Genomic DNA, 11,841 nt, shown 5'->3' on the forward strand with positions numbered 1-11,841 from the left:
GGCTTCGGGCGGGCACCCGCGGGGTGCGCCGGGGGGGGGGGGACGACGACGGCCGGCCACCCGTTCGTGGGTGGCCGGCCGTCGTGGTCGTGCCGTGGCGCGACGGCGTCACTCGCGGAAGATCGCGAGCAGGCGCAGGATCTCCAGGTAGAGCCAGATGAGGGTGACCAGCAGGCCGAAGGCCGCCGACCAGGCGAACTTCGCCGGGACGCCGTTCTCGACACCGCGCTTGATGGAGTCGAAGTCGACCATGAGCGACATCGTCGCGAGGATGACCGCGAAGATGCCGATCGCGATGCCCCAGCCACCGGAGCGCATGCCCCAACCGTCGAGCACGCCGGTCCACGTCAGGACCACGTTGACGAGGGAGAACACCAGGTAGCCGACCATGCCGACCAGCAGGAACCGCGTGAACTTGGGCGTCACCCGGATCTTGCCGGAGCTGAACAGTGCCAGCGCCGCCGCGAAGACGGACAGGGTCGCCAGGATCGCCTGCGGCACGATGCCGTTGTAGGCCGTCTCGAAGAACGCCGAGATCCCGCCGAGGAACACGCCCTGTGCGACGGTGTAGAGCGTGATGAGCACCGGGCTCGGGTTCTTCTTGAAGGCGTTGACCAGACCGAGCACGAGGCCCACGATCATGCCGACGATCCACAGGCCCGGGGCGATCGCCCAGGTCGCCGCGCCGACCACCACGAGCAGCGCGAGCAGCCCCGCCGTCTTCATGATGACGTCGGTGTAGGTCAGGCGCTTCGTGTCGACCGGTGAGGCCGACGGCGCGTTGTACATGTTCTGCAGCGACGCGGCGTCGGCGGCCTGGGCGCCGAAACGGCCGGCCTGGCCGGCCGGACCGCCCGGCGCCGTCGCGGTACCTCCGGCACCGCGACGAGGCTCGCCGAAGACGGCGCTGTTCGAGAAGACGGGGTTGCTCATGGGCTCCTCCTGGTCGCGGCTGCCGGGTGCCCGACGACGGGTCGTCGCTCGAGTAGGGCCGGGTCGCTGGCCGTGGACATCATCCTAGGCAACGCACGACCCGGCCGACACGTTCCCGACCGGTCTGTGATCCGTCCGGAATCAGATCCGGTCATTCTCGGGACGCCTTCGCTGCCTGCGCGGCAGCCCGCCGGTCCTGCTTCTCCCTCTGCTTCCTCTTCCGCTTCTCGGCACGCCGCTCACGCCGTGCCGCCTTGCGGTCCTTGCGACCCTCGACCAGCACGTACAGCACCGGGACGATGAGCAGGGTGAGCAGGGTCGAGGAGATGAGCCCGCCGATCACCACGAGCGCGAGCGGCTGCGAGATGAACGCACCACCGCCGGTGACGCCGATGGCCATGGGCGTGAGCGCACCGATGGTCGCCAGCGCCGTCATGACGATCGGCCGCAGCCTCTTCCGGGCGCCCTCGCGCACCGCCTCGTCCAGCGACCGGCCACGCAGCCGGTACTGGTTGATGAGGTCGATGAGCACGATGGCGTTCGACACCACGATGCCCACCAGCATCAGCACACCGATCAGCGCGGGCACGCCGAGCGGCGTGTCCGTGGCGAGCAGCGCGACGAGCGCACCGGTCGCGGACAGCGGCACGGAGACCAGCAGGATCAGCGGCTGGACCAGCGACTTGAACGTCGCGACCATGATCAGGTAGACGATCGCGATCGCCGCGAGCAGCGCCAGCCCGAGGTCGGCGAAGGCCTCCTCCTGGTCCGCGGCGACGCCCCCGATCTCGACCGTGGCCCCCGGCGGCAGGTCGAGCCCGTCGACGGCGGTGACCACCTCGGTGCTCAGGGTGCCGAGGTCCTGGCTCTCCGGCGTGATCGACACCGTCGCCGAGCGCTCGCCGTCGACGCGGCTGATCGACGTCGGCGTCTCGACCTCGTCGACGGAGGCCACGTCCGTCAGCGGCACCGTGCCGGTGGCGGTCGGAACCTCGATCTCCTCGACCTCCTCGACCGACTGCGGCGCCTCACCGGTGACGACGACGGCGTCCACCGGACCGTCGCCGAGGTCGACCTCGCCGACGGTCTGCTCCGGGGTCATCGTGCCGGAGACGATGCCGGCCACCTGGGTCTCGGTCAGGCCCGCCTCGGCGGCCGCCTCGCGGTCCACCGTGACCTGCAGGACCGGCTGCGCCGAGGCCAGGTCGTTCGTGACCTCCGCGACGCCGTCGAGCCCGGTCACCGCGTCCTGCGCCGCGGCGGCCGCGGTCGAGAGGTCGTCGGTGTCGTGCGCACGCACCACCAGGTCGATGGTGGTGGAGCCGAAGCCGGAGTCTCCCCCGGCGACGCTGACCTCCGTCGTCGGGCCCTCGCCGGCCAGCGCTTCGGCCGCCTCGCGGACGTCGGCCTGGACGGCGACAGGGTCCGCCGCCTCGTCGAGCGTGATCGAGAAGGTGGCGGTCGGTGTGGAACCGCCGCCGAAGAACGCAGCCTCGCCGGCGTCCCCGGCGCCCACCGAGGTCTGGACGGTCTCGATGCCCTCGACGTCGCCGAGCGCCTCCTCCATGTCGCGTGCGGCGTCGTCCTGCGCCTCGAGGGACGCGGTGTCGGTGAAGGTCTGGGTGACCGAGACCGTGTCCTGGCCGGAGTCCCCGATGAAGTTCGTCTCCAGGCGCGGGACGAGGGCGAGCGTGCCGGCGAGGATGCCGACGGCGACGACCAGCGACACCCACGGGTGCCGCAGCGACGCGGCGAGGCTCGGGACGTACGCACGCTGCCAGAGGCCGCGGCGTTCCTTGGCCTCGGCGGCCTCACGGATCGCGTGCCCGCCGTCCTCCGACTCGACGGCGCCCTTGGGCGCCTTGACGAACCAGTAGGCGAGCACCGGCACGATGGTCAGCGCCACGAGCAGCGAGGCGAGCATCGCGATGGCGACGGTGAACGCGAACGGCCGGAACAGCTCGCCCGTCATGCCCGCGACGAGCCCCAGCGGCAGGAACACCGCCACCGTGCAGATGGTCGAGGCGGAGATCGCCCCGGCGACCTCGCCGACGGCGGTGAGGATCGCCTGGCGCTTGTCCTCGCCGTAGGACAGGTGTCTCTTGATGTTCTCGATGACGACGATCGCGTCGTCGACCACGCGGCCGATGGAGATGGTCAGCGCGGCGAGCGTGAGGATGTTCAGCGTGTAGCCGGTGACGTCCATGACGAGGAATGCCGTGGCCAGGGACAGCGGGATCGACACGGCGGAGACCAGCGTCGAGCGCACCGACAGCAGGAACACCAGGATGATGAGGATCGCGAAGATCAGGCCCAGGCCGCCCTCGGTCGCGAGGCCCTCGATGGACTCCTCGATGAAGGGCGCCTGGTCGAACACGACGGCGGTGCTGATGCCGGCGTCCTCGAGCTCCGCGGCGTTGTCGTCGATGACCTGCTGGACGGCGTGCGAGACGTCGACCGTGTTGCCCTGCGGGGTCTTCGTGATGGCGATGCCGAGCGACGGCTCGCCGTCCAGCCGGGAGAAGGAGTCGGCCTCGGTCGGCGCGACGCTGATCTCGGCGACGTCGCCGAGCAGCACGGGCTCCGGCACCTCCGGGGGCGCGTTGGCGTCCGGCAACAGCTCGTCCTGGCCGGGGATCGCCTCGCCGTCGGCGCCGGGCTCGGTGCCGGTGCCCGACGGCGGCACGTCGGCGGTGTCGTCCGGCACGGTGGCACCGGGGTCGCCCGCACCGGGGTCGGTGGGCGTCGGGACGAGCGGGACCTCCTCGAGGTCCTCGACGCTCTCGACGCGGGTGCCCGCCTGCAGGGAGTAGGTCGCGTCGTCCTCGGTGATGGTGCCCGCCGGGACCACCACGCCGTAGTCCGCCAGGACGTCGGTCACCTGGGTCAGCTCGAGGCCGTCCTTCGCCAGCTCGGCCGGGTCGACCTCGATGAGCACCTGGTCGGCCTGGCCGCCGGTGACCGCCACCGAGCGCACGTCGTCGATCCGCTCCAGCTCGGGCACGAGCACCGTGTCGATCTCGTCCGCGAGGGCGGCGACGTCGTCCGACCCCGCCGCGGCGAGCTGGATGACGGGCAGGTCGTCGAGCGAACCGGTGATGACCTGCGGCTCGACGTCCTCCGGGAGCTGCGACTGGGTGCGGGTGACGGCCGTGGTGAGCCGCTGCGTCGCTGCGTCCATGTCGGTGCCGTACTCGAACTCCACCGTGGTCATGGACATGCCGGTGGACGCCGACGAGCTGAGCGACTCGATGCCCTCCACCGTCTGCGCGGCGGCCTCGAGCGGCTCGGTGACGTTCTGCTCCACCACCTCGGGCGACGCGCCGGGGTAGACGGCGACCACGGCTCCCGCCGGCAGCTCGAGCGACGGGATGAGCTCCTGCTTCAACGACGTCAGGCTCAGCGCGCCGAACGCGAAGATCGCGATCGTCGCGAGCGCCACGACGGCGCGGTTGGCCAGGGACAAGCGGGCAAGGCGGAACACACACACTCCTGGGGCGGTGAGGGGAGGTGCACGACGGCGGCATCGTACGGCTGCACAACGGAGCCTACTCGCCGAGAGTTCCCGGCCGGTCCGTGCCCCCAGGTCCATGCAAGTTCATGCTGCCTGCACTCCCTGGTGATGCCCTCTAACGTGTTTCGCGGTGTCATCCCGAGGCCCTCGGCAGAGCAAGGTTGCTCGCCGGACCGATCGGAGGATCTGACGTGAGCTCACCGGTGCACTCGCAGCCCGCCGCTGCCGACGAGCACGCCCGGAGGGAGGCCGGCCGGCGATGGCGCCGTACCGTGGCACGCCTCGTCGCCGTGGTCACCACCGCGTCCCTCGCCTTCGTCGGCGCGTCCGCGACGTGGCTCCCGGCCGAGGAGGCGGTGTCGGCGCCGCGCTTCGACGTGCGGTGCGACGAGCTGATCGAGGGCATCGAGGGCATCGCGGACCTCACGGAGCTGCCCGGCCCGGACGACGGCCTGCCCGACGGGCACACCGAGAGGATCGCCGACTACGAGTACGAGAACCCGGCCGAGAAGCTGCGCGAGTATGCGGACGACGGCAAGGCGCCGTCGGCCGAGGAGCTCGAGAAGGTCGGGACCGACTACAAGAACCACCCGGTGGGCACCTACGACCGCCTGGTCCGCCGCTGGAACTACTACCTGCAGAACGGGTCCGGACAGCTCAGCTGGCGGAGCTGGGTGAACCAGTACATCCCGAACCAGTCGGCGGACGCCCGCGGTGACGGGTTCCACCGCAACGTCGCCAGACGGCTCAAGCTCGGCGGTGCCGAGTGGATGTGCGAGGACACCTCGGTCCGGGAGGACCGCCGCTACGACGCCGCGAACCGCAAGCACAAGCTCGCCTACGAGCTGAAGTCCGGGAGCTCGCAGCTCAAGCTCGAACAGCTCCGGGCCGACCGCGCGCTGCAGCGGCAGGGATGGCGCGTCGCCTACGTGTTCAGCCAGGACCCGAAGCCGGGGCAGATCCGACTGCTGCGGCAGTACGGGATCCGGTACACCGTGATGCGCTCGACGGCGGTGCCGACGAACCCGCCCAAGTCGCCGAGCAACACGATGAACCCACGGTGCGCGGTCCCGGCGAACCCCGCGAAGCTCACCACCCTGGCGACGGCCTGCCCGGAGCGGTCGACCCGCGGACCGGCCAAGAACCTCGCCCTCCGGTCGGGCCGCGACCAGGCGGAGGCGAACCAGATCCGGCAGGCCAACCAGAGGCTCGGGCAGGACGGACGGCGCCTCGGCGGCTTCCGCGGGTTCCGTCCCGGGGGCGTCGACTGGACGTCGCTGGAGCTGCGGTACATCTCGGACGACCCGGAGAACGACGACTTCGGCTACTCCTTCGCGGCGGACGAGCTCCCCGAGGACGCGGAACCCGGATTCGGCGGGGAGTCCGCGCTCAACCTGTCGTCCGACGCCCTGTTCACCTGGCTGGCGCTCGATCCGAGCCAGTTCTGGGTGAACCTCAACCCGGACGAGCCCGAGACGATCATCGACGAGCAGTTCGCCACGACGGACGCCGGCCGGGTGCTGCTGGAGGCGGACCTCGCGTTCAAGCGCACCCTCTCCGAGCAGCTGGACCCGGAGACGGAGGTCGGCTCCGAGTTCTGGGACTCGCTCGAGCGGACGGACGACGGGCTCGTCTGCCACGACGCCTACCGGTTCTGGGTGGATCCGGAGCCCGCGACCGTCCGCGAGGACGGCGACGACCTGTACATCGTCGACGCGCCCTTGCGAGCACAGATCGAGCCGATCGAGCTCGACTACGAGCACCCCGGCGAGGATCTCTGCGCCGATGCCCCGCAGGACGTCGTCGACCGGAACAACGAGCTCCTCGCGGACACGTACGCACCGATCCTCGAGGAGGCGGTGAACAACGATCCTGAGTACGCGGACCTGCGCCGCGTGTACACGGCGAGGGTCGCCGCCGAGTGGATCAGGACCCGCGACGCCGAACGGCCCGGAGCGTTCCACGACGTCATCGGTTCGGGTGACGTCTCCGCCTGGCCCGCGCGCACCGAGTGGGACCCCCAGGAGATCTACGACGAGTACATGGAGCGCCTGGAGACGCCCCTCTACCGCTACGAGTGGACGCACGGGGAACAGGAGTGGTTCCTCGAGATCATGGGCGGGGTGATCCTCGACGAGGCCCCCCGCGAGTCGATGCCCGCGGAACGGTTCGAGGAGGAGCACCCGCGGCTCCCCGACACCGTCGACTCCGCACGCTTCGCGGCCACCACGCTCCCGGCGAGGCTCCAGGACCCGGACGAGGTCACCACCCTCGCCACCGACGACACCCCGACGGCGTGGCTCGGCGGCGGCACGTTCCAGGAGCCGGCCGATCCCGGCCCGGACGATCCCGACGACCCGCCGTCGGACGATGACGGAGGCGGCGACGGTGACGGAGGCGGCGATGGCGACGGCGACGGCGACGGAGGCGGAGGCGGAGACGGAGACGGCGACGACGCCTCCGGCCCCTCCCCCGGTGACGTCCCACCGGGCGACGCCCCGCACCGTGACCCGCAGGGCCCCACGTACCAGGCGGCCCATCCCGCGCTCGTCAGCACGGGGTTCGACGGTGGCGTGCTGCTGCCGCTCACGGCAATGCTCCTCCTGTTCGGTACGGCCTTGACCTGGGCAGGAGTGCGCCTGCGGCGTCGTCACTGACCGATCCCCGGCCATCAGGCCCGTGCCCGACGGCGTCACGCCGCCGGGCACGGGCCTTTCGCGCGCTCGCAGAAATGTCCCGACGAACGTTTGCAAAGATAGCGTTGCCAAGGACTCTTTGCAGCGCTATGTTGGTGATTGTTCGCCAGCTCGTCAGCCCTCCCAGGAGCCCTTCATGCCGATCGCCGTGACCACCCCTACCCGAACCGCCCGTCAGCTCCTGGACCGGATCTTCCAGCGTCAGCCTCGAACGACGGCTGCCACCCGGGCTGCGACGGCACCTCGCACGGCGGCGTCCACGGGCACGCCCGGCGCACGCGCTGCCGCCCGGGATCGCCGCCACGCCGCCGAGGCACGGCGCCGCGCGGACGAGCACATGCGTGACAACGCCGCCCAGACCAACCCGCTGGGGCTGCGCTGACCGCCTCGCTGTACCGTCGTGGCCATGAGCGAGCGCCCCGAGGCCCCGGACCAGCAGGCTCGGCGACCCGAGAAGCTGGATGCCACCCGACTGCGAGGACTCTCGCACCCGCTGCGCGTCCGGATCCTCGACCTGCTGCAGGTGCACGGAGCCCTCACGGCCACCGGTCTGGCCGAGCTGCTCGGTGAGTCGAGCGGCTCGACCAGCTACCACCTGCGACAACTCGCCAAGCACGACTTCGTCCGCGAGGTCGAGGGCCGGGGCACCGCCCGCGAGCGCTGGTGGGAGGCGGCCCCCGGCGGCTTCTCGATCGGCCCGGAGGACGAGGACGACGCCGGGCTGCGGACCACCAAGACGCTGGTGAACGCCGAGTTCGAGCGGGGCCGCCAGGAGAAGATCTGGCAGCTCCTCCACGCCATGGACATCGAGACCGAACGGACCGGGCTCGCGGAGTGGAAGGACTCCGTCACGCTCATGACCTCCAACATGTTCGCCACCGCGGAACAGCTCGCCCGCATGATCGACGCGGTGACCGCCGTCATCGACGAGCAGCTGGCGGCGCTGAAGGACCAGGAGGACGTGCCCGGCGCAGTCCCCGTGCAGGTCCACTTCAACGCGTTCCCGGTGGTGAGCGCAGCGCTCGACCGCAGGGCGTCAGCCCGCGACGACCGCGCCTGAGGAGAACCGTTCCCGCCGCCGCGCTCCGCCCCACAGCACCCCGACCACCACGAGGACCGCACCGCTCAGCTCCGGGACGCTGACCACCTCGCCGAGCACGACCCACGCCGCCGTCATTCCCACCACGGGAACCAGCATCGAGAAGGGCGCCACCACCCCGGCGGGGTGCCGGGCCATCAGCCACGTCCAGACCCCGGAGCCCAGGACCGTGCCGACCACCACCGTGTAGGCGAGCCCGACGAGCGCCCCGACGGCGCCGGGGTCGTCGAACGACGTCACAGACCTCAGGATCTCGGCCGGCCCCTCGACCACCAGCGCGACCGCCAGCATCGGCACCGGCGGCACCACCGACATCCACAGCGTCAGGTGCAGCGGGTTCTGCGGCCGCGCCTGCCGGTTGGAGATGTTGCCGACCGCCCAGCCCAGCGCGCCGGCGAGCGTCAGCAGGAACGGCAGGAGCGCCGCCGTCTGCGCCTGCTGCCAGCCGACCACCGTGAGGCCCGCGATGGCGACGAGGATGCCGACCACCTGGCGAGAGCCGACTCGTTCGCGCAGGAACGCCGCCCCGAGCACCACCGTGAACGGCCCCGACGCCTGCAGCACCAGCGACGCCAGGCCCGCCGGCATCCCGACGGCCATCCCCCAGTAGAGGAACGTGAACTGCAGGATGCCGAACCCGACGCCGTAGCCGATCAGCCACCGGACGGGCACCCGGGGGCGCGGCACCAGGAACAGCGTCGGCACGGCGATCAGCGCGAAGCGCAGCGCCACGAGGAACATCGGCGGGAAGTGCCCGAGCGACGCGTCGATGGCCAAGAAGTTCAGCCCCCACATGACGGCGACCGAGGCGGCGAGCAGACAGTGTCGGAACGACATGCGGCCATCGTCCGGCCAGCCTCGATGAAGGACAAGCGAAATGTTCTGCACCTGCTCGGTGGGCTGCCTACATGGACGTCCGACACCTCGAGCTCCTGCGCGAGCTGGCGGACCGCGGCAGCGTCTCCGCCGTCGCGGCCGCGACGCACCGCACGCCGTCCGCCGTCTCGCAGCAGCTCCGCACCGCGCAGCGCGAGCTGGGCGCCGCGCTGGTCGAGCCCTCCGGCCGGCGCCCTGACGGCGGACCACGACATCGTCCTCGCGCACAGCTTCACGAGCCGGCGACCGGTGCGGACGGACGGGCTCGTCGTCGTGCCGGTGGCCGTCGAGCCGCTCGACGTCGCCATGTCCACAGCCCACCCGCTCGCGGCGCGGGCGACGGTCGACGTCACCGACGTGACCGAGTCCGCGTGGATCGGCGTGCCGCACGGCTACCCCTTCGACACCGTCCTGCAGAGCATCGAGCAGGCCACCGGCACCCGGCTCGACGTCCGGCAACGCGTCGTCGACAACCGGCTCGTCGAGGCACTGGTGGCGGCCGGCGACCGCCTGGCGGTCCTCCCCCGCTTCACCACCCCGGTGGGCGACCGGCTCACCCTGCGCCCCCTCACCGGCATCCCGGCGAACCGGCACGTCTCCGCCGTGCTGCGGCCGGACCGTGCCCGACGGCGGGCCGTGCGCCAGGTGCTCGACGCCGTCGTCCGCGCGGCCGCGGCCACCGCGCGGCGCCATCACGCCGACCCGGCAGACCCGGGCGGCGGCACGGCGATCTGCCAGGAGCGGATGCGCTGACGGCAGATCACCGTTCCCCCGGCGGCACCGGCGGCTCACGGTGGAGCCATGACCACCACCACGCTCCGCTCGGAGAACCCGCCGCCCCCCGCACCGTTCGACGACCAGCTCGCCGCGCGACTGCTGCACCAGCGCATCGTCGTCATCGGCACCGAGATCGACGACGCCGTCGCCACCCGCGTCTGCGCCCAGCTCCTGCTGCTGTCCGCCGAGGACCCCGCGGCGGACGTCGCCCTGTTCGTCAACTCCCCCGGCGGCTCCGTGACCGCAGGCCTCGGCATGTACGACACGATGCGACTGCTGCCCAACGACGTCGTCACCGTCGGCGTCGGGTTCGCCGCCAGCATGGGCCAGTTCCTGCTCACCGGGGGGACGCCCGGCAAGCGCTACGTCCTACCGCACACCCGCGTGCTCATGCACCAGCCGTCGGCCGGCATCGGCGGGACGGCGATCGACATCGCGATCCAGGCCGAGAACCTCGAGCACACCAAGCGGGTGATGGCCGAGCTCACCGCGCAGCACACCGGCCGCACCCTCGCGCAGATCACCGAGGACGCTGACCGGGACCGCTGGTTCACGGCGACCGAGGCCGTCGAGTACGGGTTCGTCGACCGCGTCGTCGAGTCCGTCGACGACGTCCGACCCATGGCTCCGGGCCGGAAGGTGGGCCTGTGATGTCGAGCTACACCATCCCCAGCGTCATCGAGCGCACCCCGCTCGGCGAGCGTGCCTCCGACGTGTTCAGCCGCCTGCTGCGCGACCGCATCATCTTTCTCGGCACCGAGGTCGACGACGGCGTCGCCAACGTCGTGATGGCCCAGCTGCTGCACCTGGAGTCGGAGTCCCCCGACACGGGCATCGACCTGTACATCAACTCCCCCGGTGGCTCCGCGACGGCCATGACGGCGATCTACGACACGATGCAGTTCGTGCGCTGCGACGTGGCCACCACGTGCATGGGCCAGGCGGCGTCGGCGGCGGCCGTGCTGCTCGCCGCCGGGACACCGGGCAAGAGGACCGTGCTCGAGCACTCCCGCGTGCTGCTGCACCAGCCGTCCGGGCAGAGCCAGGGCACCGTCTCCGACCTGGCGATCCAGGCGCGGGAGATCCAGCGGCTGCGGGACGAGACGGAGACGCTCCTCGCCCGGCACACCGGCCGGTCGGCGGCGCAGCTGCGCCAGGACACCGACCGTGATCTGATCCTCACCGCGGCCGAGGCCGTCGAGTACGGCGTGGCCGACGCCGTCGTGACGTCCCGCAAGCTCGGCCCTGGGAGGCTCGCCGCGTGAGCGTCGTGGACGAGGTCAGGCGGCGAGGGCCACCACGTCGCTCGTGGTCGGCGAGCCGATACCCGGCGCGCCGACCGCCCGGACGTGCCGGGCCGACGTCGTCGTCGTCGAGGTCAGGACCCGCACCGGCTCCGACGCCGCGGCGAGCGAGGCATGGGCGTCGGCGACCAGGTCGACCAGGCGCAGGTCGAGGGCGTGGCACACCGCGGCGAGCACCTCCGACGACGGCTCCTTGCGGCCCCGTTCGATCTCGGACAGGTAGGCCGTCGACATGCGTGCTGCCGAGGCGACCTCCTGCAGCGTGCGTTCCTGCCGCCGTCGGGCACGCCGCAGGATCGCCCCGACCAGGTGTCTCAGCAGCGGCTCGTGCCGGTCGTCGCCCGTCATGACGACGACGCTACTCCGGACGGGCGCGTGCCTGCGGGGTGCGCGCGCCGTCCGGGCGCCGGTTCTGCCACGGGCAGAACGGGTACGGCGGGCCCGGCGGTGGCGCGTGAGGTGCCCCCGCCCGGGTTCGAACCGGGACTGGACCGGGTTTAAGCCGGCTGCCTCTACCAGTTGGGCTACGGGGGCGGGTGCCGGAGACGCGAACGGGGGGGGGGGCGGGGGGCCCCCCCCCCCCCCCCCCCCCGCCCCCGGCCCCCCCCCCCCCGGGCGGGGCCCCCCCCCCCCCCCCCCCCC

The 11,841-nt window shown here is 72.0% G+C and carries 10 protein-coding genes, 1 tRNA gene and 1 pseudogene; 7 read left to right on the forward strand and 5 right to left on the reverse strand.

The features are described 5' to 3' along the window. Positions 1-108: 108 nt before the first annotated feature. Positions 109-933, reverse strand: coding sequence for a Bax inhibitor-1/YccA family protein (locus ACH5HR_RS10540; protein WP_402377577.1), 825 nt, complete (start codon positions 931-933; stop codon positions 109-111). Positions 934-1,084: 151 nt separating this feature from the next. Next, positions 1,085-4,399 (reverse strand): efflux RND transporter permease subunit, encoded by a 3,315-nt coding sequence (locus tag ACH5HR_RS10545; protein WP_416477759.1) that lies wholly within the window; start codon positions 4,397-4,399, stop codon positions 1,085-1,087. 239 nt (positions 4,400-4,638) lie between these two features. On the opposite strand from ACH5HR_RS10545, the gene ACH5HR_RS10550 reads away from it, so the two are divergent. The 3 genes from ACH5HR_RS10550 to ACH5HR_RS10560 all read left to right on the forward strand — a co-directional run bounded on the left by ACH5HR_RS10550 (position 4,639) and on the right by ACH5HR_RS10560 (position 8,203). Continuing rightward, complete coding sequence (locus tag ACH5HR_RS10550; protein WP_416477760.1) at positions 4,639-7,104, forward strand: hypothetical protein; 2,466 nt, start codon at positions 4,639-4,641, stop codon at positions 7,102-7,104. Between the two features lie 175 nt (positions 7,105-7,279). Continuing rightward, the gene (locus tag ACH5HR_RS10555) at positions 7,280-7,525 is read left to right on the forward strand and encodes a hypothetical protein (RefSeq protein WP_416477761.1); all 246 of its coding nucleotides are present in this window, start codon (positions 7,280-7,282) and stop codon (positions 7,523-7,525) included. Positions 7,526-7,549: 24 nt separating this feature from the next. Then, the gene (locus ACH5HR_RS10560) at positions 7,550-8,203 is read left to right on the forward strand and encodes a helix-turn-helix domain-containing protein (RefSeq protein WP_416477762.1); all 654 of its coding nucleotides are present in this window, start codon (positions 7,550-7,552) and stop codon (positions 8,201-8,203) included. Here ACH5HR_RS10560 and ACH5HR_RS10565 read toward each other — a convergent pair. After that, positions 8,180-9,079, reverse strand: a complete 900-nt coding sequence (locus tag ACH5HR_RS10565; protein WP_416477763.1) for an EamA family transporter — start codon at positions 9,077-9,079, stop codon at positions 8,180-8,182. The two genes, ACH5HR_RS10560 and ACH5HR_RS10565, sit on opposite strands and share 24 nt — an antisense overlap. Positions 9,080-9,150: 71 nt before the next feature. Here ACH5HR_RS10565 and ACH5HR_RS10570 point away from each other — a divergent pair. The 4 genes and pseudogenes from ACH5HR_RS10570 to ACH5HR_RS10585 form a co-directional block, all read left to right on the forward strand. Next, positions 9,151-9,252: pseudogene (locus ACH5HR_RS10570) on the forward strand (LysR family transcriptional regulator); the annotation flags it as partial. Positions 9,253-9,397: 145 nt separating this feature from the next. Further along, entirely contained in the window at positions 9,398-9,871 is a 474-nt protein-coding gene (locus ACH5HR_RS10575; protein WP_416477903.1) for a LysR substrate-binding domain-containing protein, read from the forward strand. 48 nt (positions 9,872-9,919) lie between these two features. Then, positions 9,920-10,546, forward strand: a complete 627-nt coding sequence (locus ACH5HR_RS10580) for a ClpP family protease (protein ID WP_416477764.1) — start codon at positions 9,920-9,922, stop codon at positions 10,544-10,546. Further along, complete coding sequence (locus ACH5HR_RS10585) at positions 10,546-11,160, forward strand: ClpP family protease (protein WP_416477765.1); 615 nt, start codon at positions 10,546-10,548, stop codon at positions 11,158-11,160. The genes ACH5HR_RS10580 and ACH5HR_RS10585 overlap by 1 nt, the downstream gene beginning before the upstream one ends. A gap of 15 nt (positions 11,161-11,175) precedes the next feature. On the opposite strand, the gene ACH5HR_RS10590 is transcribed toward ACH5HR_RS10585, so the two are convergent. Beyond that, on the reverse strand, positions 11,176-11,547 hold the full coding sequence (locus ACH5HR_RS10590) for a helix-turn-helix domain-containing protein (protein ID WP_416477766.1): 372 nt from the start codon (positions 11,545-11,547) through the stop codon (positions 11,176-11,178). Positions 11,548-11,659: 112 nt separating this feature from the next. Then, positions 11,660-11,733: transfer RNA gene (locus ACH5HR_RS10595), tRNA-Leu, on the reverse strand. Positions 11,734-11,841 lie beyond the last annotated feature (108 nt).

It is taken from the genome of Isoptericola maris, from assembly GCF_048065335.1.
GTDB classification, from domain to species: domain Bacteria; phylum Actinomycetota; class Actinomycetes; order Actinomycetales; family Cellulomonadaceae; genus Isoptericola; species Isoptericola rhizosphaerae.